Source organism: Arthrobacter sp. zg-Y919 (assembly GCF_030142045.1).
GTDB lineage: Bacteria > Actinomycetota > Actinomycetes > Actinomycetales > Micrococcaceae > Arthrobacter_B.
This window is the reverse complement of the sequence record NZ_CP126242.1, coordinates 367,075-392,824: the sequence shown is the minus strand read 5'-3', so window position 1 is coordinate 392,824 and position 25,750 is coordinate 367,075. Positions and strand designations below refer to the sequence as shown.

The 25,750-nt window shown below is 66.5% G+C and carries 21 protein-coding genes and 1 tRNA gene; 16 read left to right on the top strand and 6 right to left on the bottom strand.

Annotated elements, in window-relative coordinates; genetic code table 11:
* Positions 1 to 16: 16 nt before the first annotated feature.
* On the bottom strand, positions 17 to 2,020 hold the full coding sequence (locus tag QNO10_RS01935; protein ID WP_229951016.1) for an FAD/NAD(P)-binding protein: 2,004 nt from the start codon (positions 2,018 to 2,020) through the stop codon (positions 17 to 19).
* A 108-nt stretch (positions 2,021 to 2,128) separates the two neighbouring features.
* Here QNO10_RS01935 and QNO10_RS01930 point away from each other — a divergent pair, with 108 nt between their 5' ends.
* The 4 genes from QNO10_RS01930 (at position 2,129) to QNO10_RS01915 (ending at position 6,186) form a co-directional block, all read left to right on the top strand.
* A complete protein-coding gene (locus tag QNO10_RS01930) occupies positions 2,129 to 4,243 on the top strand; it encodes a prolyl oligopeptidase family serine peptidase (RefSeq protein WP_229951017.1) in 2,115 nt (704 codons plus the stop codon).
* An 84-nt stretch (positions 4,244 to 4,327) separates the two neighbouring features.
* A tRNA-Ser gene (locus QNO10_RS01925) sits at positions 4,328 to 4,415 on the top strand.
* 82 nt (positions 4,416 to 4,497) lie between these two features.
* Positions 4,498 to 5,073: a GNAT family N-acetyltransferase gene (locus QNO10_RS01920; protein WP_229951018.1), complete on the top strand. Its 576-nt coding sequence runs from the start codon at positions 4,498 to 4,500 to the stop codon at positions 5,071 to 5,073.
* A gap of 78 nt (positions 5,074 to 5,151) precedes the next feature.
* Positions 5,152 to 6,186 carry an aldo/keto reductase gene (locus tag QNO10_RS01915; RefSeq protein WP_229951019.1) on the top strand — a complete coding sequence of 345 codons (1,035 nt, stop codon included), beginning with the start codon at positions 5,152 to 5,154 and terminating at the stop codon, positions 6,184 to 6,186.
* Between the two features lie 68 nt (positions 6,187 to 6,254).
* Here QNO10_RS01915 and QNO10_RS01910 read toward each other — a convergent pair whose 3' ends face one another.
* Positions 6,255 to 6,827 (bottom strand): hypothetical protein, encoded by a 573-nt coding sequence (locus QNO10_RS01910; RefSeq protein ID WP_229951020.1) that lies wholly within the window; start codon positions 6,825 to 6,827, stop codon positions 6,255 to 6,257.
* A gap of 90 nt (positions 6,828 to 6,917) precedes the next feature.
* Between QNO10_RS01910 and QNO10_RS01905 the strand changes: the two genes are divergently transcribed.
* Positions 6,918 to 7,754, top strand: a complete 837-nt coding sequence (locus QNO10_RS01905; protein ID WP_229951021.1) for a crotonase/enoyl-CoA hydratase family protein — start codon at positions 6,918 to 6,920, stop codon at positions 7,752 to 7,754.
* A gap of 102 nt (positions 7,755 to 7,856) precedes the next feature.
* Here the strand turns inward: QNO10_RS01905 and QNO10_RS01900 are convergent, their stop codons facing one another.
* Complete coding sequence (locus tag QNO10_RS01900) at positions 7,857 to 8,426, bottom strand: TetR/AcrR family transcriptional regulator (RefSeq protein WP_229951022.1); 570 nt, start codon at positions 8,424 to 8,426, stop codon at positions 7,857 to 7,859.
* A 95-nt stretch (positions 8,427 to 8,521) separates the two neighbouring features.
* On the opposite strand from QNO10_RS01900, the gene QNO10_RS01895 reads away from it, so the two are divergent.
* Complete coding sequence (locus tag QNO10_RS01895) at positions 8,522 to 9,364, top strand: alpha/beta fold hydrolase (protein WP_229951023.1); 843 nt, start codon at positions 8,522 to 8,524, stop codon at positions 9,362 to 9,364.
* 131 nt (positions 9,365 to 9,495) lie between these two features.
* Here QNO10_RS01895 and QNO10_RS01890 read toward each other — a convergent pair whose 3' ends face one another.
* On the bottom strand, positions 9,496 to 10,674 hold the full coding sequence (locus QNO10_RS01890; protein WP_229951024.1) for an acyl-CoA dehydrogenase family protein: 1,179 nt from the start codon (positions 10,672 to 10,674) through the stop codon (positions 9,496 to 9,498).
* A 181-nt stretch (positions 10,675 to 10,855) separates the two neighbouring features.
* Here QNO10_RS01890 and QNO10_RS01885 point away from each other — a divergent pair, with 181 nt between their 5' ends.
* The 10 genes from QNO10_RS01885 (at position 10,856) to QNO10_RS01840 (ending at position 22,339) form a co-directional block, all read left to right on the top strand.
* Positions 10,856 to 11,656, top strand: coding sequence for an enoyl-CoA hydratase/isomerase family protein (locus tag QNO10_RS01885; RefSeq protein ID WP_229951026.1), 801 nt, complete (start codon positions 10,856 to 10,858; stop codon positions 11,654 to 11,656).
* 53 nt (positions 11,657 to 11,709) lie between these two features.
* Positions 11,710 to 12,858 carry a TAXI family TRAP transporter solute-binding subunit gene (locus tag QNO10_RS01880; RefSeq protein ID WP_229951028.1) on the top strand — a complete coding sequence of 383 codons (1,149 nt, stop codon included), beginning with the start codon at positions 11,710 to 11,712 and terminating at the stop codon, positions 12,856 to 12,858.
* Positions 12,848 to 14,881 (top strand): TRAP transporter permease, encoded by a 2,034-nt coding sequence (locus QNO10_RS01875; protein WP_229951030.1) that lies wholly within the window; start codon positions 12,848 to 12,850, stop codon positions 14,879 to 14,881. The genes QNO10_RS01880 and QNO10_RS01875 overlap by 11 nt, the downstream gene beginning before the upstream one ends.
* Positions 14,882 to 14,899: 18 nt before the next feature.
* The gene (locus QNO10_RS01870) at positions 14,900 to 15,697 is read left to right on the top strand and encodes an enoyl-CoA hydratase/isomerase family protein (RefSeq protein ID WP_229951032.1); all 798 of its coding nucleotides are present in this window, start codon (positions 14,900 to 14,902) and stop codon (positions 15,695 to 15,697) included.
* A gap of 89 nt (positions 15,698 to 15,786) precedes the next feature.
* Positions 15,787 to 16,674 carry a 3-hydroxyacyl-CoA dehydrogenase family protein gene (locus QNO10_RS01865; protein WP_229951034.1) on the top strand — a complete coding sequence of 296 codons (888 nt, stop codon included), beginning with the start codon at positions 15,787 to 15,789 and terminating at the stop codon, positions 16,672 to 16,674.
* Between the two features lie 37 nt (positions 16,675 to 16,711).
* Positions 16,712 to 17,923, top strand: a complete 1,212-nt coding sequence (locus QNO10_RS01860; protein WP_229951036.1) for a CaiB/BaiF CoA transferase family protein — start codon at positions 16,712 to 16,714, stop codon at positions 17,921 to 17,923.
* On the top strand, positions 17,920 to 18,435 hold the full coding sequence (locus tag QNO10_RS01855; RefSeq protein WP_229951039.1) for an acyl-CoA thioesterase: 516 nt from the start codon (positions 17,920 to 17,922) through the stop codon (positions 18,433 to 18,435). The genes QNO10_RS01860 and QNO10_RS01855 overlap by 4 nt, the downstream gene beginning before the upstream one ends.
* Positions 18,432 to 19,832: an MFS transporter gene (locus QNO10_RS01850; RefSeq protein WP_229951042.1), complete on the top strand. Its 1,401-nt coding sequence runs from the start codon at positions 18,432 to 18,434 to the stop codon at positions 19,830 to 19,832. Before QNO10_RS01855 ends, QNO10_RS01850 begins: the two co-directional genes overlap by 4 nt.
* A gap of 41 nt (positions 19,833 to 19,873) precedes the next feature.
* Positions 19,874 to 21,094 (top strand): acyl-CoA dehydrogenase family protein, encoded by a 1,221-nt coding sequence (locus QNO10_RS01845; protein ID WP_229951045.1) that lies wholly within the window; start codon positions 19,874 to 19,876, stop codon positions 21,092 to 21,094.
* Between the two features lie 45 nt (positions 21,095 to 21,139).
* Complete coding sequence (locus QNO10_RS01840; protein WP_229951046.1) at positions 21,140 to 22,339, top strand: thiolase family protein; 1,200 nt, start codon at positions 21,140 to 21,142, stop codon at positions 22,337 to 22,339.
* On the opposite strand, the gene QNO10_RS01835 is transcribed toward QNO10_RS01840, so the two are convergent.
* Positions 22,306 to 23,289, bottom strand: coding sequence for a LysR family transcriptional regulator (locus QNO10_RS01835; protein WP_229951048.1), 984 nt, complete (start codon positions 23,287 to 23,289; stop codon positions 22,306 to 22,308). The genes QNO10_RS01840 and QNO10_RS01835 overlap by 34 nt on opposite strands.
* A gap of 217 nt (positions 23,290 to 23,506) precedes the next feature.
* Positions 23,507 to 25,666, bottom strand: a complete 2,160-nt coding sequence (locus tag QNO10_RS01830; RefSeq protein ID WP_442860287.1) for a RecQ family ATP-dependent DNA helicase — start codon at positions 25,664 to 25,666, stop codon at positions 23,507 to 23,509.
* Between the last annotated feature and the right edge of the window lie 84 nt (positions 25,667 to 25,750).

The following is a 25,750-nucleotide window of genomic DNA, read 5'->3' as shown; positions in this document are numbered from 1 at the left end:
CCCCGCGCTTGAGGGTCTAGGTCTGCGCCGGCGCGGCCTCCGGGGACACCGGATGGGAGGACGGGGACCGGGAACCCCCTGTGGCGGCGGCAAGCACCGCGGCCGCGATCCCGTCCGCGTCCTGCAGCGTCCGCGAGCCTTCCGCCGCGGGAGCTCCCGCCTCGGCGGCAATCGCCGTCCCCCACTGGACCGAGGAGAGCTGCAGGCCCAGCACAAACAGGTTTTCCACCGGTTCGCCGCTGACGCCGACCACCCGGTAGGGCGGCAGCGTGACGTCCAGGCCCGGGGTCAGCACGGGGGTGCCGTCGCCGGACATCATCACCTTCGGCCGGGCCAGGCCGTCACGGATAAGACCTGCCAGCAGCGGTGAAACACTGCGGTCCACCCGGTTGGGCGGCATCATGGCCTCCATCAGGGTGGACGCGGCGTACTCGGTGCCCACCCACGGGGAGGACGCAGTGAACATTCCGCGGGCCTCGTCCACGTCAAACCGGGGATCCGGGCCCACAAAGTGCACCAGGCCGGCACGGACCAGCGCCGCCAGCTGTTCGATCCGCTCCGGCGGCGGGCCGCTGGCCAGGCCTTCCACCAGCGGTTCAAACCAGCCCCGCAGTTCGCTGAGCCAGGACGCCTCCGCGAGGCCGCCGTCGGCCACCACGGCTTTGAGCAGGCTGCGTCCGGCGTTCAGGGCGCCGATCGCCATCTTCAGCGGGTCGTCCTCCCCGGCGGCGGACCCGGCGGCGTCCGCCTCCAGATACGCCAGGACGGCGTTGTCCGTCTCCGGGGCACCGCTGAAGGGCCGGCGTCCAAGGGGCTGGGCCAGGGCTTCAAGGTTGGTGCGGCGGGCCGACGGAACATAGGCATCCAGCACCAATTCCATCGCGGCGTTCCACTCCGGTCCGGGCAGGTTCAGGGCAGCTTCCAGACGGTCAGAGAATTCGTCGGCCGGGCCGTTCAATTCCGCCGGGGCCACCCGGGCCAGCGTGCTGTAGTACGCCCAGACCGCGTCGCGGTGAAGCAGCGGCCACAGGTCATGGTCAAAGCCCGGCAGCAGGCCGTCCGTCCGGAGGGCGAGCGCCGTTTCGCGGGTCAGCCAGCGCAGGTGGACACCGCGCGGCACATAGGAGTCCAGCTTCGCCTTGGCCCGGTACGGGGTACCTCGGCGTGAGGCCGCAACCAGCTGCGGCTCCCGGCCGGAGGGTTCGTAGCGCAGGGCACGGCCGGCAGGCAGTCCGGTGGAGACGTACCGTCCGCCGCGGCCCACGGTGGCGGCAGCCATCACGTCAAAGAAGTTCAGGCCCAGCCCCCGGACCAGCACGGGCTCACCGGCCGGCAAGCGGGAGAAGTCGACGTCGGCGGGTACGGCGGGCGGGAAATACGTCAGGCCATGGCGGGCAGCGGCGTCCTGCAGGCGTGCCTGCTCCGGGGAAAGCAGAGCCGGCAGATGCCCCAGGGCCAGCACGGCGGCGTCCGCGGCCAGGACCTGCTGTCCCTCAAGTTCAATAACCAGCCGTCCATCCGCTTCACGGATGATGCCCAGTGCTTCGGTCCGGCGGTGCACCAGTTCCACGCCGTCCTCGGCGGCGGCAGCCCGCAGCTGGCCGTACGTCCATTCCAGGTACCGGCCGTAGAGCGGACGGCTGGGGAAATCCGCGGCCCCGAGGGCGGCCAGCTCCTCGCGGTCGCCAGCGGACAGACCGTCTGCGGTCCGGGTGCCGGCGTTCATCAGCTCGCGCCACTGGTTGAAGGAAAGCCCCGCCACCGAGGGAAGGAGGTCCCGGACGGTGTTGCCGGCCGGAACGACGGTGGGAAACAGCGCCGGAGTGTTCATCAGGAACAACCGTGACTGGTTGGTGCGCCAGACGTGGCCGGGGCCGGGATTAAACGGGTCAATGAGTTCAATGCGCAGCGGCAGGCGCTGCGCGGAGGCACGCCGGTGGGTGAGCAGCCGGTCCACAACGGAGAGGCCGCGGGGTCCTGCGCCAATGACAGCTACCCGGAAACTCTGCGTGTGGTCCATGCATCTAGGGTATCCGGCGGCGGAGCAGCGCGGGTTCCAGGCGGTTGGTACGGTCCCCCGCAGGGGATAGGAACGGGGCCGGAAGGACCCGGAAGTTAGGATGGGCGCATGACATCCCCGAACCATGACGCCGTCGATCCAGCCCCAGCAGATGAGTTCCTCTGGTTGGAGGACATCTACGGAGACCGGCAGCTGGACTGGGTCCGTTCCGAGAACGCCGTTACGGAAAACCTGCTCTCGCGGAGCGGTTTTGAACAGACCGGGGAGCGGCTGCTCGAGGTCCTGGATTCCTCTGACCGGATTCCCATGGTGGCCAAGCGCGGGGAGCATTACTACAACTTCTGGCGCGACGCCGTCCACCCCAAGGGCCTGTGGCGCCGCACCACCTGGCAGAGCTACACGGCCGCCGACACCGAGTGGGAGGTGCTGCTGGACCTGGACGGGCTCAGTGCCGCCGAGGGCACCGAGTGGGTGTGGGGCGGATCCATGTTCCTGCGTCCGGCCGACGGCGTCTCCTACCGCCGCGCCTTGGTCGCGCTCTCCCCCGACGGCGGCGACGCGGCACGCTACCGCGAGTTCGACGTCGTCGAGCGGGCCTTTGTGACCGGCGGGTTCGACGTTCCCGCCGCCAAGAGCCGGATCAGCTGGGCCGGTGAAGACAGCCTTTACGTGGGAACGGACTTCGGTCCGGGTTCCATGACCACGTCCTCCTACCCCCGCACCAGCCGCATCCTGCGCCGCGGGCAGGAGCTGAAGGACGCCGAACCGTTTTTCGAGGTTCCCGAAGAGCACATGATGGCCGTGGTGCAGCGGGACCAGACCCCGGGTTTCGAACGGGATCTCGCCGTGGACATCATCGACTTCTACAACACCCGGACTTTCCTGCGCGAAGGCAGCGAGTGGGTGCAGCTTGATGTCCCGTTGGACGTCAACGTGGACGTGCACCGCGAATGGCTGCTGCTGCGACCGCGGACGGACTGGGAATTCGACGGCGCCACCCACCCCGCCGGTTCGCTCTTGGCCGCACCGGTGGCGGAGTTCACCGCGGGCAACCGGACCGTCCACCGCCTTTTCACTCCGGACGCGTCCACCTCGCTGCAGTCCTGGAGCTGGACCCGGGATTACCTGCTGCTGAACCTGCTGCGCGATGTCAGTTCCGAGATCCTGGTGCTGGCTCCCGGGGACGGATGGCGGGCGGAACCCCTGGACGCCTGCCCGCCGCTGCATTCGGTGGACGCGTATGCAGTGGATGACGAAGATGAGGAAGCCGGCAACGATTACTGGCTGGTCAGCACCGGGTTCCTCACGCCCTCCACCCTTTCCCGCGGCACGCTGGGCAGCACCGGCCGGGCCGAGGCCGTGAAGACCACACCGTCACTCTTTGACACCAGCGGCCTCACGGTCGAACAGCACTTTGCCGTCTCCGCCGACGGCACGAAGGTCCCGTATTTCCAGGTGGCTCCGCAGGACCTGGTGCTCGACGGCGGCAACCCCACACTGCTCAACGGGTACGGCGGGTTCGAAGCCTCCCTGACCCCCGCCTACAGCGGGGTGGTGGGCCGCGGCTGGCTGGAACGGCGCACCACGGACGCCGGCGGCGTGGAACGGCACGGCGTGTACGTGCTGGCCAACATCCGCGGCGGCGGCGAATACGGACCCGAATGGCACCGGGCCGCGCTGCAGGAGAACCGCCACCGGGCGTATGAGGACTTCGCCGCCGTGGCCGAAGACCTGGTGGCCCGCGGCGTCACGTCCCGTGAACACCTCGGCTGCACCGGCCGCAGCAACGGCGGACTGCTGGTGGGCAACATGCTCACCACCTATCCGCATTTGTTCGGTGCCGTGTCCTGCGGGGTGCCGCTGCTGGACATGCGCCGCTACACCAAGCTTTCCGCCGGCTACTCCTGGATTGCCGAATACGGCGATCCGGACGATCCGGCGCAGTGGGAGTTCGTGAAGACGTTCTCCCCGTACCACCTGATTAAGGAAGGTGTTTCGTATCCGCCCACGCTGATCTGGACCGCCACCAGCGACGACCGCGTGGGCCCGGTCCAGGCACGCAAAATGGCCGCCCGGATGAAGGCGCTGGGCGCGGAAAAGGTGTGGTTCCACGAGGCGCTGGAAGGTGGGCACGCCGGCGCTGCGGACAACCGCCAGTCGGCCCGGATGCACGCCATGTCCTACGAATTCCTGTGGGAGGCACTCACCGGAAGGCTGGCCTAAACCGGTTTTGCCCTAACCGGCCGGTTGCCGGTAGTCTTGTCAGGCTGGCAGCGGAAGTTGCCGGTTGTGTTGGATATGCAAGCTGGAGACGTGCCAGAGCGGCCGAATGGGCTTCACTGCTAATGAAGTGTGGGCCTAAAGCCCACCGGGGGTTCAAATCCCCCCGTCTCCGCGCTGAAACCCCCGGGAAACCGGGGGTTTTTTTGCGTCTACCCTAGAGTCACCACCGAACCGCTTTCGAAGGGACCGCCGCCATGGAACAGGACAGCATCGTTCTGCAGGGTCCGCGCGTTACGCTGCGGGATGTCAGGCCCGACGACGTCGACGCGGTCCACGGCTTCGCGTCCGACCCGGTGGTCACGCAGTGGTCGACCTGGGGGCCCAATACCCGCGCCGAAACGCAGTCTTTTGTTGACGACGCTGCCATCGAACCCGTTGCGGACTCCAGGAACCGGTTCACCCTGGCCGTGGTATTCGAAGGCCGGGTGGTCGGAACCGCCGGGGTCTGGACCACGAGCGGCTCCGAAAGCAGCGGAGAACTGGGCTACACACTGCATCAAAGCGTCTGGGGCCGGGGCCTCGCCACCGAAACCGCAGCCCTCCTGCTGGACCACGCCTTCGGGCCGATGGGGCTGGTGCGGGTACAGGCCACCTGCCATCCGGAAAACACCGGGTCGGTCCGGGTGCTGGAAAAGAACGGGTTTGCCTTCGAGGACAGGCTCCGGGACCACCGGCTGGTGGCCGGGCAGCGGCTGGATTCCCTGCTGTTCGCCGCCCTGCACCCGGACTCGTCCCGCCCGGAGCGGGTGCCTGCGGACCGGACCCTGTAAGCGCCGGGCGCTTTCGGGGCGAGCGCCGGATAAGCTGGCAGCCCGTTCACCAGCTCCCCTACCGTGAAGGAAACGCCCATGGAAATGCGACTGCTCGGCAACAGCGGAACATCGGTCAGCAACTATGCCCTGGGCACCATGACCTTCGGCAACGAATCCGACGAGCGTGCCTCCCACTCCATCCTCAATGATTACGTCCGGGCCGGCGGAAACTTCGTAGACACTGCGGATGTCTACACCAGCGGTGCGTCCGAGGAGATCATCGGCCGCTGGCTCCATGCCCATCCCACGGAAGCGGCCGACGTCGTCCTCGCCACCAAGGGCCGCTTCCCGATGGGCGGCGGACCCAACGATCTAGGCACCTCCCGCCGTCATCTGCGCCGTGCCCTGGACGAGTCCCTGACCCGGCTGGGCGTGGACCACATCGACCTGTACCAGCTGCATGCCTGGGATCCCTACACCCCGCTGGAGGAAACCCTGGGCTTCCTCCACGACGCCATCACGGCGGGGAAAATCAGCTATTACGGACTGTCGAACTTCACCGGCTGGCAGTTGACCAAGGCCGTGTACGTGGCGCGGGAACACGGCTGGGCGCTTCCGGTGACGCTGCAGCCGCAGTACAACCTGCTCGAGCGGGAGATCGAATCCGAGATTGTGCCGGCAGCCCTCGACGCCGGCCTGGGCCTGCTGCCCTGGTCACCGCTCGCCGGCGGCTGGCTCACGGGCAAATATCACCGCGAAACGGTGCCCGCCGGGAACACACGCGTGGGTGACAATCCCACGCGTCAGTTCCAGGGCTGGGACCTGCGCAGCCATAACGAGCGCACCTGGCGGATCCTCGATGAGCTGCGTGCGGTCGCGGCCGCCCACTCGGCCACCCCGGCCCAGGTAGCCCTGGCCTGGCTGGCGGAGCGTCCCGGGGTGACGTCAGTCATCCTGGGGGCACGGACTACGGAGCAGCTGGCGGACAATCTGGGGGCGGCGTTCCTGGTGCTGGCCGATGAGGAAAAGCAGCGCCTGACCGAACTGAGTGTCCCGCAGGTCGGCAACTATCCGTACGGCCCGGACGGCCGGAACCAGCGTTCGCGCCTGCTTGAGGGCGGCCGGGGCTGACGGCAGCGCCTGGACAGGCACAGGGCCGGACCGGCTACCGGTCCGGCCCTTCTGGTCAGTGCTGCCCGTTAAGGCTTGAGGAAGTCTTCGGGCCGCAGCTGCTGGGCCCACTTGCTGATCTCTTCCTCCCGGACCGCCTCTGATTCTGCTCCAGCGCCGGGGTTGGCCGCGTCGGCCTTGGCTGCGTCCGGCTGGGCCAACCCGGGCTTCGCGGCGTCCGGTGCGGCCGGTGTTCCTGGATCCGCGGCCGGCCGCACGTAGGGCTGGGGGTGGGCAGCCATGTTGGTGATGGCCGCCCCCGAAGCCCGGATGCCGGAGCCGGTAAACATGGCGTAGAGCTTCAGCGCTTTCACCGGCTGGCCCTGGCCCAGTGCTGCGTAGATCTGCCGGTGCTGTTCGGCAGTGAGCAGGGACGCAGCCTCCTTGGCGGCCTGGGGTGAGGTGCCGGCTCCCGCCTGGGCCTGACGTGCAGGGCGCGCCGGACGCGCCGTGGCGGGACGGGCGCCGGCAGAACCATCGGCGCCGCTGGACGTGCCTGCCTCCGACGTGGGATTGGCGGCACGGCGCTTCTCAATCCTGCCCCAGAGCGTGCTGACAACAGCGATGGATAAGACGAAGAGAAGAATAACCGCAAGCTCCATACCTTGATCCTAGCTTTGCTTTCGCCGGGCCTTAAAACGCCCGGTATATTGACGCCCAGCCCCACCACGCCCCACATCAACGGAGATGCCATGACATCCAGCGCCACTGCCCTGCCTTCCCTGCGCTCCCTGCGTGTCGAAATTCATGACGGCGTGGCCGAAGTGCAGCTGATTGGACCGGCCAAGGGCAATGCCATGGGACCGGATTTCTGGACCGAGCTGCCGGTGGTGTTCGATGCGCTCAGCACGGACGACGCCGTCCGGTCCGTCCTGCTCTATGGATCCGGTGGGAACTTCAGCTACGGTCTGGACCTGCCCGCCATGGCACCGGTGTTCGCTCCGCTGCTCGCGGCCGGCGGCATGGACGCCAAGCTGCGCGAGGGCTTCCGCCGGAAGATCCAGGACCTCCAGGACGCCGTCACGTCGCTGGCCCGCTGCGCAAAGCCGGTCATTGCGGCAGTGGACGGCTGGTGCATCGGCGGAGCCATTGACGTTATTGCCGCCGCAGACATCCGCATTTCCTCCCGCACCGCGCGCTTCAGCGTCCGTGAGGTTCGGGTCGCCATTGTGGCCGACCTCGGGTCGCTGCAGCGGCTGCCCGCCATCATCGGCGAAGGCGCCACCCGGCAGCTGGCCCTCACGGGCGAGGATTTCGACGCCGACCGTGCCGCTTCCCTCGGCCTGGTCACGGAACTGGCCGACGACGTCGTCGTCCGCGGCCGCGAACTCGCGGCGCAGGTCGCTGCCAATCCCCCGCTGGTGGTGCAGGGCGTCAAACACGTCCTGAACCGGCGGACCCAGGCACAGGTCCAGGATGGTCTGGACTACGTGCAGGTCTGGAACAGCGCGTTCCTGGCCAGCCATGACTTCGGCGAGGCTACTGCCGCCTTCGCCCAGCGGCGCCCCCCGGTCTACCGCGGGGAGTAGGAGTTCCGGATCGAGTCTGCACGATTTACCGTTTTTCCGCCGAAAAACGGTAAATCGTGTGGAATGGATTCCTTCGGGGCCTTCGCCCGCGGCCGGAAGAAGTCAGGCGGCGGTGCGGAGGGCTGCGTCGATAAGCACTTCGGCGGCTGCACGGGCCTGCACCGCTGCATCGGAATCACCTGAAATGGCCGCCGTACTCTGCGCACCCTCAGCGAGAATCGACAGCTGTACCCCCAGCAATTCCGAAGCGCCCAACTCACGTGCGAGCCCGGCCATGGACCGCTGGAACGACTCTTTGTGCTCCTTCACGAGCCGTGCCACCTCCGGGTTGGTGCCACCCAGCTCGCCAAAGGCATTGATAAAGGCACAACCGCGGAAACTGCCGGTGCAGAACCAGTTCTCCAGGAAGTCATAGACAGCCAGGAGCCTTGCCCTGGGTTCGGGGCCGGCGGCAGCTACCTGCTTTGTGACGGCCGCTTCCCATTCTTCGTGTTTACGCCCGAGCACTGCGGAAATAATGTCGTCCTTCGACGGGAACTGCGCATAGAGACGCCGCAGCGACACACCAGCGGCAGAGCGTAGCTCGTCCATCCCGACGGCGGCATATCCCTTTCGGTAATAGAGCTCCTCAGCCGCGGAAAGGATGCGTTCGTTTGTTTCCTCAGGACTCATAGCTCCATTGTACTTGACGTGAGAACGGTCGTTCTCTAGAGTCGCTTCCACGAGCTGAGAACGATCGTTCTCACTTAGTAGAAAAGGACAGCATCATGGGCTTCATCCCCGTAGGCACCGAAAACAGCACCACTACCCACCTCTACTACGAAGACCAGGGAGCCGGCCAGCCTGTAGTCCTGATCCACGGCTACCCGCTGGACGGACATTCCTGGGAGCGCCAGACCCGCGAACTGCTCGCCTCCGGCTACCGCGTCATCACCTACGACCGCCGCGGCTTCGGGCAGTCCAGCAAGTCCGGCTCCGGGTATGACTACGACACGTTCGCTGCGGACCTGAACACCCTGCTGGAAACCCTCGACCTGCGCGACGTGATCCTGGTCGGCTTCTCCATGGGCACCGGCGAACTGGCCCGATACGTCAGCCGGCACGGCCACGAGCGGATCGCCAAGCTCGCCTTCCTCGCGTCGCTCGAACCGTTCCTCGTGGCCCGGGACGACAATCCTGAAGGCGTTCCCCAAGAGGTCTTCGACGGCATTGCGGCAGCCGCAGGCGCAGACCGCTACGCCTGGTTCACGAATTTCTACACCGATTTCTACAACCTGGAGGAGAACCTGGGCAGCCGGATCAGCCAGGAGGCCGTCACTGCCAGCTGGAACGTGGCCATCACCAGTGCGCCGGTCGCCGCTTACGCCGTCGTCCCCACCTGGATCGAAGACTTCAGGGCCGACGTCGATGCGGTCCGCGAAAGCGGCAAGCCCGTGCTGATCCTGCACGGCACGGCGGACAACATCCTGCCGATCGACGCCACCGCCCGCCGCTTCCGGAAGCTGGTCCCCGCAGCGGACTACGTGGAGATCGACGGCGCGCCGCACGGCCTGCTGTGGACGCACGCCGGCGAGGTCAACAAGGCACTGCTGGAATTCGTTGGCAAATAACCGGCGGGAAAACAGCGGAGCGAAAACAGCTGCGGGACGGGCCGAAACCCGTCCCGCTGCTGGCGCATCCCAGGCCGGCGCTAGGCCTTCGACCGGGCTGTCCGATACCCGCCCCCCTATACCTTGCGTCCCTACCGGAAGGCGGCGTGGCCCGTCAGGTGCTGGCCCAGGATGAGGGTGTGTACCTCGTCAGTCCCTTCATAGGTCCGCACCGATTCGAGGTTGTTGGCATGGCGCAGCGGCGAATACTCGAGAGTGACTCCGTTTCCGCCGAGCATGGTGCGGGCCTGCCGGCAGATCTCGATGGCCACCCGGCAGTTGTTCAGCTTGCCGGCGGAGATCATGTGGTTCTCCAGCCGGCCTGCATCTTTGAGCCTGCCGATCCGCAGGGCCAGGAGTTGCCCTTTCTGGATTTCCAATGCCATGTTGACAAGTTTCTCCTGCGAGAGCTGGTACGCGGCCAGGGGCTTATCGAACTGAACGCGCTGTTGCGAGTAAGCCAGCGCTGCTTCGAAACTGTCCCGCGCGGCTCCCAAGGCCCCCCAGACGATGCCGTAGCGGGCCTCGTTCAGACATGAGAACGGGCCGCGCAGGCCTGGATTGTGAGGAAGGATCGCGTCCTGCTCCAAGCGGACATCGGAGAGTTCGATATCGCACTGGATGGAGGCCCGCATGGAGAGCTTCGGCTCGATCGGGGTCGCCTTGAATCCCGGGGTGTCCGTGGGCACAAGGAACCCCCGGACCCGCTCCGTGCCGTCCGCCTCCGTAGCGCGGGCCCAAACGACGGCCACATGGGCAACCGAGGCCAATCCGATCCACCGCTTTGCTCCGTTGAGCACCCAAGTGTCCCCGTCCAGCACCGCAGTGGTGGCCATCGTGGAGGGGTCCGATCCGGCCGTGGGTTCTGTCAGGGCGAAGCAGCCGATCAGCTCCCCTCGCGCCATGCCCGGCAGCCAGCGTTGTTTTTGTTCTTCCGATCCGTGCTTGGCGATCGCGGACATCGCCAGTGATCCCTGCACGGAGACAAAGGTGCGCAGGCCCGAGTCCCCTGCCTCCAGTTCCTGCATGGCAATGCCGTACTGCACCGCTGTCTTCCCAGCGCAGCCGTATCCCTGGATGTGCATGCCCAACAGGCCAAGCTCCGCCATTTCGGGCACGATCTCAAGCGGAAAAACAGCCTTTTCATACCACTCGGAGATGTTGGGACGTATTCGCCGATCCACAAATTCGCGGACCGCTGCCCTCGTCTCCAGTTCCTCCGGCTGGAGATCTGCGTCCAAATTGAGCAAGTCGGTAGGGGTGACGGTCATAAATCCTCCTCTGGGCAAACAAGTCTCCTGACGAGAATCCCCCACTTGCGGCTGTTTTAGTGCACACCGGATTGATATTTACCTTCTAGGTATCAATGGAAGGCAAATTATGTATTTGAAGTCTTCAAGGAGCCGTGTAAATGTGACTTAGACGACAAAAAATGACCCTCTGGAGGTTTCCGTGAGCCGCTCGATCCTCGATACATCAGGCTCCCCCCGCGTGGATATCAGCGTGAGGGGGCCGGTAACCGTCCTGACCCTCACCGACGAGCGTCACCGAAATGCCCTTGGATCTGAGATCAGGGACCAGCTGCAGAAGGCCTTGGAAAGTGCCGCTGCCGATCCGCGGATCCGTGCAGTTGTCCTGACCGGCTCGGGTGAGGCCTTCAGTGCAGGCGGCGATCTGGGAGCCATGCCCCCGCCCTCACAGGCGGAAGGGCGGGCACGGATGGTGGATGTCGGCTCGCTCATCACCCTCCTCGCCTCTCTGGAGAAACCCGTTGTCGCGGCTGTGAGAGGCCCTGCTGCCGGTGTAGCCGTCGGCTTGGCCTGCGTCTGCGACCTCGTCATCACCGGCGATGACGCGCGGTTCCTGTTCCCGTTCACGCGGCTTGGCTTGGTTCCCGACGGCGGTCTGCTCCATTCACTGGCCCAGCGCGTTGGTACGGCTCGAGCCAGGAGCATCCTTTTGCAGGCGGACCCCCTCGACGCACAAGGTGCCCTCGCGGCCGGTCTCGCAGATGAGGTGGTTCCGGCACAATCCGTTCTGGAACACGCAATCCTGCGGGCCGCAGATCTGGGTGATCGGGCCCCGCTCGCCGTCGCGGCCGTAAAACGGGGGCTCCTACAGTTTTCCGGATCGCTGGACGCCGCCCTCCGGTTCGAGCAGGAACGCCAGCCGGCCCTGTTCGAGACATCCGACTTCCGTGAGGGCAAGGCCGCCTTCCAGGAGCGCCGCGATCCTGCCTTTTCCGGGCAATGACTCATCCGTATCACCACGATTTCAACTCAACCCTTCAATGTCGAAAGGTCATTATGAGGACAAGGAAAGCGCGCTGCGGCGCCTGGACCGCCGTAGCGCTGCTTGCGCTGACCGGCTGCGCTGCCGGCGGTGACGAGGTCGGTCCGAACGGCCTCCCCAAACAGCTGGTGTGGTCCACGTACAACGTCGGAACCGGCACCTACAACGATCTCGCTGCCATCGCCAACACCCTGACTGCTGAAGAGGACGTCCAGGTGAGGCTGATGACCGCCGATACGGGCATCGGCCGCCTGGCTCCGCTGGTCAACGGCACCATCGACTATTCCCGCGCCGGGGATGAGTACTACTACGCGTTCGAGGGCGATTACGAGTATGCGACCGCTGAATGGGGTCCGCAGGACCTGCGCCTGGTCTGGGCTCCGCTCGGCAACTACGGCCTGCTGGTCCGCGAAGACAGCGGAATCGACACCTTTGCCGATTTGAAGGGCAAGCGGTTTCCGAATCTGACGGCAAACACCTCAATCAATAACAAGATGGAGGGCTTCCTGAACTATGGCGGCCTCACCGGAGAGGACGTGCAGAAGGTGCCCATCGCCTACGGCGAGCAGCTTGCCGGCCTGGAATCGGGACAGATCGATGCCCTGTACCAGAACGTCGTCGGTTCCAACATCAACGAGCTCGCATCCAAGGTGGACGTCAAATGGCTGACCTTCGACGACCCGGATACCGCCCGCTACGAAACCTGGGAGGAACTGATGCCTATGGCCACGGTTGGTGAGGTGAGCGATGCCCCCGGTGTGCCGGAAGGCGAGACGGCCCGTGTGCTCGAATACACCATTCCACTCACCACCATGGGCTCCCGCGACGCCGACGAGGTGTACAACCTCGTAAAGGCCATGGTGGACAACTTTGAGCACTATGAGACGACCACTCCGGACGCCAGCCAGTTCTCCTTTGAGGCCGTCCTGAAAGAACCCCTGGTGGTTCCCTTCCATGAGGGAACCGTTCGCTACTTCGAGGAGCAGGGCGCCTGGACCGAGGAGCTGGAACGGAAGAACAACGAGCTGATCGAACGCGGAGAAAGGATGCGCGAGGCATGGCCCGGCATCCTCGAATCCTCCGAGCCGGAGGAGCTGGAACGTAACTGGACCGAATGGAAAAAGACTGAGCTCGACGCCGAGGGGGAGAACGATGAAAGCTGAGACCCGCCTCACCCCGCCGTGGCGAGGCACGGTCATCGCCCTCACCCTGCTGGGCGTGCTGCTCACCATGAACCAGGTTTTCTTCTGGAACGTGGGCGGCCTCTCGCTGCTGACTAACGCCTACCTCTACCTGATCCTGGCCGTATTCCTGCCTGTGGTGTTCATAGTCAACCCCGTCAGGAAGGTTCCCCTCTTAGAGAAAGTCGCTAAGAAAGCGGAAGGCCCCCAGGCCGAAGACCCGGACACGTCCGCCGAGGCCCCGGTGCGGTGGTTCGATGTCGCCCTGATGCTGGTCACCGCCGCAGTGTGCATTTACCTGGCAGTGAACGGAACGCGCATCAAGACCTTCGGCTGGGAGTACATGGCCCCTGATGCCGCCACGGTCGCCAGCTTCCTCCTTTGGCTGGTGGCCCTTGAGGCGCTTCGCCGCACCGGAGGGCTGGTGGTCACCCTGATCGCCCTGATCTTTTCGCTCTACCCACTGGTGGCCAAATACCTGCCGATCCCGGTCCTGCAGGGCGTCACCTACGACCTGCCCACTCTCGCACAGGTTCACGTCATGGGAGCCGAAGGCATCCTCGGGCTTCCACTGCAGACCGCGGGGACCATCCTCATCGGCTTCCTCATTTTCGGTGTTGCGCTCCAGCACACCGGCGGCGCCGATTTTTTCCACAACCTCTCGATGTCCATTTTCGGCCGCTACCGCGGTGGCGCGGCCAAGGTCTCGGTGGCCAGCAGCGCCGCCATGGGCATGATGAGCGGGAGCGCCGTCTCCAACGTCCTGACCACCGGCCCCATGACCATCCCGGCTATGAAGCGCAGCGGTTTCAGTGCCACCTACGCCGGCGGCGTTGAAGCCACCGCTTCTTCCGGCGGATCCATCACACCCCCGATCATGGGCACTGCCGCCTTCCTGATGGTCTCCTTCGTCGGGGTCCCGTACACCGAGATCCTCGTCGCCGCGACAATCCCCGCCTTCCTCTATTTCCTGGGTATCTACCTGCAGGTGGACGGCTATTCCGCCCGCAACGGCCTTAAAGGCGCCCCGGTGGACACGCTTCCCCGGACCCTGCCCACGCTCCTTCGCGGCTGGCCCTATGTGCTCGCACTCGTCCTGCTCACGGGGATGCTGTTCATCACCAACTCGGAAACCAAGGTTCCCTACTGGGTGATTCTTTTCCTCCTCCTCGTGGCCGTCCTGCGGCCTGGGCAGAAGTTCGGTTTCCGTGAATTCACCGAATTTCTCGTCGACTCCGGCAAGACCCTGAGCAACATCATCGGCATCATCGCCGGCGTTGGGCTGATCGTCGGTGGGCTCACCGCGACCGGTGTGAGCCTCTCCCTGGCCCGCGAACTGGTGGCGCTGGTCGGTGACAACGTAGTGCTCATCCTGATCGCCGGGGCCATCACCTGCTTCATCCTAGGCATGGGCATGACCATCTCCGCCGCGTACGTCTTCCTGGCCATCGTTATGGTTCCGGCCGTGGTGGACCTCGGCGTGAACCCGCTCGCCGCCCACCTGTTCGTTATCTACTGGGCCTCCGTTTCCTATATCACCCCGCCGGTGGGGTTGGCAGCCTTCGCGGCAGCGGGCCTGGCGAAGGCGCCGGCCATGGCAACCAGCATCGCGGCCATGAAGCTGGGCGCGGTGAAATACGTCGTCCCGTTCGGCTTCGCGCTCAACCCGGCGCTGGTGGCCCAGGATTCGCCTGGCCGGATCCTGCTGGCCTTCGTCCTGAGCATTGCTGGCGTGTACGGCCTCGCGTCGGCGATAGAAGGCTGGGTGGTCGGGTTTGACCGGCGGATGCCGATTCCGCTGCGCCTGGTTGGCGCGGTCGGCGGGTTCCTGCTGTTCCTGCCCACGGTCTTGACCGCCGTCGGCGGCATTGTCCTGGTGGCCGCGAGCGTGGTGCTGAGCCTCCTCCCAGTCAAGGCACCGGAGACCGAAACGCGGGACGATGCCGACCCCGAAGCGGCCGTCACTGCGCCGATACCGACACCGCCCGCCAGCACCGTCACCTGACACGCGAAAGGATCCACCATGACCGACACCAACCCAGGCGCCAGCTCGCCGGTACTCACCGAGATCAGCGAGCGCACAGCCGTCGTCACCATCAACCGTCCCGATGTGCGCAACGCACTCAACCGATCAGTGCTGGACGGCCTCGACGCCGCACTGGACACCCTTGAGGCCGACTCCGATGTCGGCGCGGTCATCTTCACCGGCGCCGGCACGAAGGCCTTCGTTGCAGGCGCGGACATCACCCAGCTTGCCGGGTACACCCTGCAGGACGGGCTCCGGGCCCGGATGCAACGGCTCTATGACCGCGTCCAGGATTTCGATAAGCCCACCATCGCTGCCGTCAACGGGTACGCGCTCGGCGGCGGCAACGAACTGGCCATGTCCTGCGACATCCGCATCGCCTCCACCACCGCCCGGTTCGGGCTCCCCGAAGCGAACCTGGGCATCCTCCCCGGTGCCGGTGGAACCCAGCGGCTGTCCCGGCTGGTCGGGCAGGGACGGGCGAAGGAGCTGATCCTCACGGGTCGGATTATCGACGCCGAGGAAGCACTGCGCATCGGGTTGGTCACCAGCGTCGTACCGGGCGAGCAGCTGCTGGACAGTGCCAGGGACACGGCCCGCACCATCCTCGCCAAGGGCCCCCTGGCAGTCCGCCTGGCCAAGCTGGTCATCAGCGGCGGCGCGGAAACCGACCAGCGCACCGGCCTTTTGCTGGAGCGCCTCGCCCAATCGCTCCTGTACGCCGCCGATGAGAAGTCCGAGGGCGCCGCGGCCTTCCTGGAAAAACGTCCGGCCAGGTTCAACGGCACCGCCTGAGTCCGCAGCGCCACCCAGTCCCACTTCCGGCCTGCCCCTGGTGCAGGCTTCACCACCCAACCACGCGCACACGCATTGCAAGGAGAAACATGAATCCCCAGCCGAACATCGACGCCATCCGCCGCATCCTCGTGGTGGGGTCCGGTGCCATGGGAACCCAGATCGGTGCACTTTTTGCGTTGGCCGGCTACGACGCCACCACGAGCGACCTGGATGCCAGCGCCCTGGACCGGTCGCGGGAGGAAGTGCGCCGCCGCCTGGGCAGGCTCGCCGAGAAGGGCCGGCGCAGCAGCGAAGAGGTCGAGTCAGCGCTGGCCCGGATGAGCTACACCACGGATTCGTTCGCAGCCGCACGCGAAGCGGACTTCATCCTTGAAGCCGCCGTGGAGCGGATCGACATCAAGAGGAAGCTCTTCGCGGATCTGGATGCGGCCGCGCCGGACCACGCCATCCTGGCCACCAATTCCTCGACCATCCCCTCGTCAGTGCTCATGGACGCAACTACCCGGCCCGACCGGGTGTGCAACATGCACTTCTTCAACCCGGCCCTGGTCATGGCCTGCGTCGAAGTCGTGCGCAATCCCGAGACGTCGGACGCCACGGTGGACACCACGGTCGCCCTCGCCGAGAAGCTGGGCAAGCAGCCGGTCCGCATCAACCGGGAGATTCCCGGTTTTGTCGCTAACCGGCTGCTGCGCGCCCTGCGCGCCGAGGCACTGGAACTTGAGGCAGCCGGAATCGCCAGCTTCGAGGACATCGACGTTGCTGCCCGTACGGCCCTCGGCCACCCGATGGGCCCCTTCGAGCTGATGGACCTCGTGGGGATCGACGTCGCCTATCTTGTCCGGGCTGCCGAACACGAGCAGACCGGGAACCCGGCGGACCTGCCGCACCCGTCGCTGAAGAAGATGTACGAACAGGGGCATTACGGCCGCAAGACAGGGCGGGGCTGGTATGACTACGAAGCCCAGCCCTGAACCCCTCTCACCGTCCGCTCGAAGGAAGGAACCTGACATGCCCAGCTCCGCGGCAGAAGACCTGCATGCCATCTTTGGCCGGCGCGGCACGGGGCCGCTCTCCGGCGTGGTGGTGGCGGATTTCACCCGGGTCCTGGCCGGTCCCTACTGCACCATGCTGCTGGCAGATATGGGCGCTACCGTAATCAAGGTCGAGAGCTCGGAGGGAGACGACGCACGTGCCTGGACCCCGCCCCAGCGGGACGGCGAAAGCACGTTCTTCCTCTCGGTCAACCGCAACAAACACTCCATTGCGCTGGACTTCACCGATCCTGGCCAACGGGACATTGCCGAGGCAATCATTGCCCGGGCCGACATCCTGGTAGAGAACTTCAAGCCCGGTGGGCTGGCCCGCTACCGGCTCGACTATGAATCGGTCAGCGCGTGGCGCCCGGACCTTGTATATGCATCCATCACCGGGTTCGGCACCGCCGGCGGCGCCGAGCTGCCCGGCTATGATCTGCTGGCGCAGGCCCTGTCCGGGATGATGAGCCTGACAGGGAGCCAGGATGGCGAACCGTATCGCGCCGGCGTCGCGTTGTTTGACGTGATCACGGGGTTGCATGCGGCCATCGGGGTGCTGGGAGCGTTCCATGAGCGCCAGGAGTCCGGCCTCGGACAGCACGTCGAGCTGAACCTGCTGTCCTCCGCACTGTCGGGGCTAGTCAACCAGACGGCGGCATTCGTTGCCGGCGGCACGGTGCCCACCCGCATGGGCAACGAGCACCCCAGCCTCTATCCGTATGAACCGTTTCCCGCGCGCAACAAGGACATCGTCATCGCGGTGGGCAACAACGGCCAGTTCGGCCGGCTCTGCGCCTGCCTCGGCGTGCCGGAACTCGCTGCGGACGGCCGTTTCAGCACCCCCGCAGCCCGAAACGCCAACCGCATCGACCTGCGGAAACTTCTGATCGAGCAGCTGCGCACCCGCGACGCGGAGGACTGGTTTGAGCGGCTCAAGGCCGTAAAGGTTCCGTGCGCCCCGATCCTGAACGTGGACGAGGGAGTCCGGCTGGCCGAGGATCTTGGCCTGCGCCCGGTTGCTGTCGCGGGGTCCGGGGATCGCAGGATTCCCACTGTCCGGCATCCGGTGGACTTCAGCAGGACGCCGGTGGACTACGGACAGGCCCCGCCCGTTCTCGACGGCGATCGGGACCGGGTCCTGGCCTGGCTCGCCGACGGCCGGACCGCCGTCCCCAAGGCATCATGAACCCCTTCACCACCGACATAGCCGTGCGCTGGTCGGACCAGGACATCAACCGCCATGTGAACAACGCCCGGATAGTCACCCTCATTGAGGAGGCGCGCCTCGCGGCACTCGGACACTGGCTTGGAACAGAGGGCATTCCCGACCCGGCCCAGCCCCGCGTGGTGGTCTCACTGCACCTGGACTATTTGCGGCCCATAAACCACGGCCCCCAGCTGACCGCACAGGTGACAGTGGGTGCCGTCGGCCGCTCTTCCTACACCCTGGACTGCGACCTGCTCCAACACGGCCAGGCAGCTGCCCGGGCCCGCACCGTACTCGTCCAGATGGATGCGCAGACCGGACGCCCGCGGCCGCTGCCCGAACACCTCCGCGTGGCCTTGGACGGGCTCCGCGCACGGACGTCCGCATCCGGCGGAGGAGACGGGAACGTTCCCGACGAAGTAGACGGCGCGGAGGGAACCGACGGCGGTGCTTCCGCAGTAGCCGCCGACGCCGGGGCCAGCCGTGCATGAGCAGGCCACACTGGGTGCCGGAGGAGGGGCGACGACGCATCGCTTATCCGGCACTCCTGGCCACTACGGCTCTGGGCACGCTCTCGGCAAACATGATCAACGCCCCGCTGTACCGCATCCAGAACGAGCTGGGCATGACTGCACCGGAAGCAGTCCTGACAGTCAGTGCCTTCACGGTCGCCATGGCCACGATGGTGCCCCTCGCGGGCTGGCTGTGCGACCGCTTCGGCCCCCGCAGGCTGCTGGTCACGGCGTTGGGGGTGCTGGTCAGTGCAGACGTGCTGGCGTCCCTGGCAACCGGAACCGAGCTGCTGATCGGCGCCCGGATCCTGCAGGGAGGAGCCTGCAGCGCCATTCCTCCCGCGGTCCAGGCAGTCCTTGTACATCTGTGGCCGGACCGGCGCGGGGCGATCATGGGCGCTTGGGCATCTGCGATCGGACTGGGCCAGGCCATCGGACCGCCCTTCGGTGGGTTCGTCACCCAGGCGTCCGGCTGGCGCTACGTCTTCATCCTGCACGCTGCCGCGGTGCTGGTCATGATGGTACTGCTCACCCTCTCGGTGCCCGCGGTCCGGCGGCAGCGTCCTCCGGTGCACGCCTCGGCGTTGTTCTGGCTGGTGACGGGCGGCGGCGCTGCAGCCACCGCAACAGTCATGGCAGGACAGGGCGCGGTTTGGCTGGGAGCCGTGCTGCTCGGACTGGGCGCCGTTGCCTGCTGGACGCTGTTTACCCGCCTGACCCGCCGCCGCCTGCGTCTGGTGGACCTGCCGGGGGCGTTGCGGCCGCTGCTGGATCCCGCCATCCTGCGTGGGCGCAGCTACGCCCTGGCTGCGGCCGGAGCCGGCCTGTCCATGGCGTCGCTGGCCGTCTTCATCGTCGCGGTTCCCCTGTTCCTCGCCTCGGACCTAGGCCTGGAACCGGGGGAAATCGGGGTGCTGGTCCTGCCTCTGGCGCTGACGATGATCGTGGCCGGACCCCTCGCAGCGCGGCTTGGCGCACGGGTTGGCACCAGCGGCCAGCTGGTCCGCGGAACGGGGTTGCTGACCGCGGCGGCCGTCATCCTCACTGCGGCGATGCTGCTGGAGAAGCAGGTTCCCGGCGGGCAGTGGACCGTCCCACTGGTTCTGACCGGCCTGATCCTCGCCGGCGCCGGCATCGCGTTTACTCAGAGCGCGGCAGCGACGGAACTGGTTTCCTCCCCCGCCGGAGGATCCGGAACAGCTGTGGGAATCCATAATATGATCCGCTTCCTGGCCATGGCCGCAGGCTACTCGCTGGTTTCGCTCGCCTACGCCGCTGACCTGCCCCTGCTCATCTTTCCGGCCCTGTGCGTGGCGGCCGTGGGATTCCTGTCCGCGCTGCGGATCACCGCCCCGCCCGCGCCCGGCCGCCCCTGACCTTCCCTGTTTCTGTTGAACCTAACGAAAGGACCCCTTTCATGACTTCCCTCTCCGCTGCCGCGCCTGCCGTATCCCGCGGTGCAGCAACATCCGACTACTTCCTGCTGGACCAGGACCTAACACCTGATGAACTGGCCATCCGGGACAAGGTGCGGGCCTTCGCCCAGGAGCAGGTCAAACCGCTGATCAACGACTACTGGGAGCGTGCCGAGTTCCCTTGGGAACTGCTGCCGGGGCTCGCGGAGCTGGGCATCATCGGTACCACGATCGAGGGGTACGGCTGCCCTGGCATGAGCCGGAAGGCCGCCGGCATGGTTGCACGGGAAATGTCCCGTGTGGACGGCAGCATCAATACCTTCCTCGGGGTCCATGGGAACCTGTGCATGGGGGCGATCAATGTGCTCGGCAGCGACGAGCAGAAGGCCCGCTGGCTACCCGCCATGGCCCGGCTCGAGAAAACCGGCGCCTTCGCCCTGACCGAACCTGACCATGGTTCGGATTCGGTGGCCCTGGAAACCTCGGCCCGCCGTGACGGCGACACCTGGGTCCTGAACGGACACAAGCGGTGGATCGGCAACGGCCACGCCGCCGACGTCGTTGTGCTCTTCGCCCGCAACACCGAAGACGGGCAGGTCAACGCCTTCGTGGTGGAGAAGGACGAGGACGGCGGCCACCCCGCGGGCTACCGGCCCGAGGTGATCACCGGCAAGGTTGGAAAGCGGGCTATCCAGCAGGCCGACATCGTGATCGAGGACCTTCGGATCCCTGCGGAGAACCGGCTCGAGCGGTGCGAATCCTTCAAGGGAGTCTCCCGCGTACTCAAGGCCACCCGCGGCGGCGCGTCGTGGGAAGCCGTTGGGCACGCCATGGCCGCCTTCGAGATCGCCCGGGACTACGCCGCGAGCCGGGTGCAGTTCGGCAACCCGATTGGCAGCTACCAGCTAATCCAGAACCGGCTCGCCAACATGCTCAGCGAACTCACCACCATGCAGCTGCTCTGCAACCGCATGGCGGAGCTGGCGGACCGCGGGCAGCTCACGAGTGCGCAGGCCTCGATGGTGAAGATGGCCACCGCCCAGAAGGGCAAGTGGATCTGCAATGAGGCCCGGGACCTGCTCGCCGGCAACGGCCTGCTCCTGGAGCATCATGTGGCCCGCCACATGACGGACATGGAAGTCGTCTCCACCTACGAGGGCACCGACTTCGTCCAGTCGCTCCTGGTTGGCCGGGACATCACCGGCATTTCCGCCTTCAACTGATTCCGACGCCAACGCATCACGCAAACCTAAGGATTGGAAACGAAAATGCAGGAAGCATATCTGGCCGGCGGCGTCCGCACCCCGGTGGGCCGCTACGGGGGTTCCCTGGCCGGCGTCCGCCCCGATGATCTGGCCGCCCTGGTCATCCAGCGGGCGGTCGAGGACGCGGGAATCGACCCGAATGACGTGGACGAGGTCATCATGGGCAACGTCAACGGCGCCGGTGAGGACAACCGCAACGTTGCACGCATGTCCTGGCTGCTGGCAGGGTTCCCGGATACCGTCCCCGGAATCACGGTGAACCGGCTCTGTGCCTCCGGGCTGTCCGCAATCATCCTTGCCTCGCAGATGGTTCGCTGCGGTGACGCGGACGTTGTGGTGGCCGGCGGTGTCGAGTCCATGTCCCGCGCACCCTGGGTGATGGAGAAGCCGACGACGGCGTTCGCCAAGCCCGGAGCGATGTTCGACACCTCCATCGGCTGGCGTTTCACCAATCCCCGGTTCCTGGAACGGGACAAGCTGACGTATTCGATGCCGGAGACCGCTGAGGAGGTCGCCGAGGTCGAAGGGGTGACCCGGGATGAGGCTGATGCGTTTGCCGTCAGCTCCCATGAACGGGCGCTGGCCGCCATCGAGGCGGGCCGGTTCCGGGACGAGATCGTTCCTGTGACGGTGCCGGGTCCGAAGGGCAGCACCCGCCTCGTAGACACGGATGAGGGTCCGCGCGCCGGCACCACCCCGGAGGTGCTTGCCAGGCTGCGTCCGGTGGTGGACGGCGGTTCGGTGGTGACGGCAGGCAACTCGTCCAGCCTCAACGACGGCGCGTCCGCGATCCTTGTGGTGTCCGAACGGGCGGCCCGCAAATACGGGCTGCGGACCCGGGCCCGTATCGTCCAGGGCGCCTCAGTCGGTGTGCGGCCCGAGGTTATGGGAATCGGCCCGGTCCCGGCCACCCGGAAGGTGCTCGAACGTGCCGGCTGGAAGGTGGAGGATCTGGGCGCGGTGGAACTCAATGAGGCGTTCGCCAGCCAGTCCGTCGCCTGCGTTCGCCAGCTGGGGCTTGACCCTGCGGTGGTCAACAGCGACGGCGGAGCCATCGCCCTGGGTCACGCGCTAGGTTCCTCCGGGTCCCGTCTGGTGGTGACACTGCTCGGACGGATGGAGCGCGAAGGAGCCGAGAAGGGGCTGGCAACCATGTGTGTGGGGGTGGGTCAGGGGACGGCGCTGCTACTTGAGCGTCCCTGACCTGGTACCGGCCCCGGCGGATCAGCCGGGGCCGGTACTGCCTGCTCCTCGGGTTCCTCGGGGTTCGGGAACACGCTCCTCGACATCTCGATCACGGCTCGAAGGGCCGGGTTGGGGTCTCCACGCCGCCAGATCAACCTGACTTCCACGTGCTTCTGCTCCTGCCGCAGCGGCTTGTAGACCACGCCCCGCGAGGGAACGTATTCGCGGACGCTCGACAGTGTGAGGGCCACCCCCATTTCGGCACCGACGAGGACCACCTGGGTCCATGAATCTGGGGCAACCTGCACGATCCGGGGTACAAACCCCGCGGTCATGGCCAGCGTGTTGAGGCGGTTCGGCAGGGTAGCCCCGGCGCCGCCGGGAAGGACCAGCCAGGGTTCATCTGCCAGCTCCGCGGCCGCGACGTCCTCCTGGCCTGCCAGCCGATGGCTTTCCGGAAGGGCAATCAGCAGCTCCTCGTAGGCCAGCAGCCGCGAGTTGATTTCGGCAGGGAGGAAATCCCAACGGCCAATGACCAGGTCGAGGGAGGTATCGAGCACTTTCTGCAGGCCCAGATGGGAAAACTGCGAGCTGAAGAGCTCGAGGGAAATCCCGGGCCGCTGACGGCGTATCCTGCGGGCCAATTCACCCACCGCGTGGTTCACGGATGCGCCGGCAAAACCGAGCCGGACACGTCCAATTTCCCCGTTTTTAGATTTCAGGACAACGTCCTTCATCTGGTCTGCGAGGCGGACAAGTTCCCGAGCAGGTTCAAGCAGCGCCTGCCCCTGCGGGGTCAGGGTGACGTGCCTGGTAGTGCGGATAAATAAATCCGCTCCCAGTTCCGCCTCCAATTGACGGATCAGACGACTAAGTGGCGGCTGCGCCATATGCAGGCGCTGGGCGGCCTGCCCAAAGTGCAGTTCCTCGGCCACTGCCAGGAAAGCCGCCGCCTTATGTACCTCCATCCCCACATCCTATTACCCGCGTATTGGCGTTGGAGGTTTTGTGACCGCGTGAATTCCCCGATGAGTTCCTCAGGGTAAATGGGTCCGGCCAGAGGATTAGCCGGACCCATCTCCGGAAAGCAGGTCAGCCGGCAATGACGACGGCCTGACGTCGGGGCGTTTGGTGGTGAGGGACGGGCCGAGACCCGTCCCGCTGCTGGCGCACCCCAGGGCGGCGCTAGGCCTTCAGTGCGAGCACGAACGGCAGCACCGCGTCGGCCCCGGCTTCCCGCAGCACCCGCCCGGCTTCGGTGAGGGTCCAGCGGCTGTCGGCAAAGTCGTCCACCAGCAGCACCGGGCCCGGGTTCGCGGCGAACCAGGCCGCACCTTCGGGGGGAACGGCAAATTGGTCCCACACGGCGGCCAGCCGGAAGGCGCTGTTGCCGCCGGGGCCACCGGTGGGTCCGCCGTGCGGCAGCTGCAGCGCCCCCAGATAGGGAATCCGGCCCAGTTCCGAGAGGCCGCGGGCCAGCGAATCCACCAGCTGGGGCCGGGACCGTGAGGGAATGGAGACAATGGCGACCGGGCGTTCGGCCCAGCCCCACTGGGCCAGGACCTGCACGCAGCCCTGAAGCAGTGCGGGATCCACCGGAACATCTTCGGCACCCGGCGCGAAGATCTCACGTAGGCGGCCGCCCCAGCCCAGGTCCGTCAGGCGGGCCAGCGCACGCCCGCCGGACACCACCCGGTCCGGCTTGATCTTGCCCTTGGCCTGAACACCCAGCCGGTCCATGCCCGAGGGGTACATCCCGCGTGGATCCACCTCCACACCCACTTTGTCCAGCGCCCGGGCCGCGTTGTCGGAGGCTTCGGCCGCAACGTCGTCGCCGAACCAGCGCCCGGCGCAGTTGTCGCAGCGGCCGCAGGGTGCGGCTGCCGGATCGTCGAGCTGCTGGGACAGGAACTGCATGCGGCAGCCGGAGGTGCTCTCGTAGTCGAGCATGGCCTGCTGTTCCTTCACCCGCGCAGCGGCAATGCGTTCGTACCGTTCCCGGTCGTAATGCCAAGGCTGTCCCGTGCCCCGCCAGCCGCCGGACACCTTTTCCACGGCGCCGTCCACGGACAGGACCTTCAGCAGCAGTTCCAGCGGCGAGCGCTTCAGGTTGACCCGGGTTTCCAGCACACCGACGGAGAGCACTTCCCCGGAAGCCAACTCGGAGAGCACGGCTGTGGCCGGACCTTCGGACGGCATGGAGGAGGTGGCGAAGTACTGCCAGATGTCGCGGTCCTCGGCCCCGGGCAGCAGCAGCACGTCGGCGTTCGGAGTGCCGCGGCCGGCACGTCCCACCTGCTGGTAGTACGCCACCGGGGAGGAGGGTGCACCCAGGTGGATCACGAAGCCCAGGTCCGGCTTGTCGAAGCCCATCCCCAGTGCGCTGGTGGCCACCAGGGCCTTGACCCGGTTCTCCTTCAGGGCGGCTTCGGCCTCTTCCCGGTCGGCGGGATCGGTGCGGCCGGTGTACGCCAGGACGGGGTGCCCGGCCTGCTGCAGCAGCCGGGCGGTGTCTTCGGCGCCGGACACCGTCAGGGCGTAGATGATGCCGCTGCCCGGCAGCTCGTCCAGGTGTGTCAGCAGCCAGGCCAGGCGCGCCTTGGGACTGGGCAGCCGCAGCACCCCCAGCCGCAGGGACTTGCGGGCCAGCGGACCGCGGATGGTGAAGACATCTTCCCCGCCGGCGGCGAGCTGTTCCTCAATGTCCTTCACCACACGGCTGTTCGCCGTTGCCGTGGTCGCCAGCACCGGCACGGAGGAGGGCAGCTGCTCGATGAGGCTGCGGATGCGGCGGTAGTCCGGCCGGAAATCGTGGCCCCAGTCGGAGATGCAGTGCGCTTCATCGATCACCAGCAGCCCGGAGCGGCGGATCAGCTCCGGCAGGTGCTGTTCACGGAAACCGGGGTTGTTCAACCGTTCGGGAGACACCAGCAGGACGTCCACCTGGTCGGCCTCGAGTTTGGCGGAGATGTCCTGCCACTCCAGCTGGTTCGCGGAGTTGATGGCTTCGGCGCGGACCCCGGCCCGTGCCGCGGCGGCCACCTGGTCCCGCATCAGGGCCAGCAGTGGGGAGACAATCAGTGTGGGACCGGCACCGCGGGCACGCAGCAGCAGGCTGGCCACGAAGTACACGGCGGACTTCCCCCACCCGGTGCGCTGGACCACCAGCGCCCGGCGTCCACCGGAAACCAGTGCTTCGATCGCTTCGAACTGGTCCTGGTGGAACTCGGCGCTGTCGTTGCCGACCAGCGCCCGCAGCAGCTGGACCGCCTCGCCGTGCAGCGGGGACGCCTGCCCGGAAGGAGCGTCGCCGGAAGGAGTGCCTTGCATATCGGTGCTTTCCATACCATCCACTATCCCAGCCCGCCGGGACGTCCCCCGCACCGGATTCGCCCTGTGGACAAGGCCGCGCCGGCGGATGCCCCTATA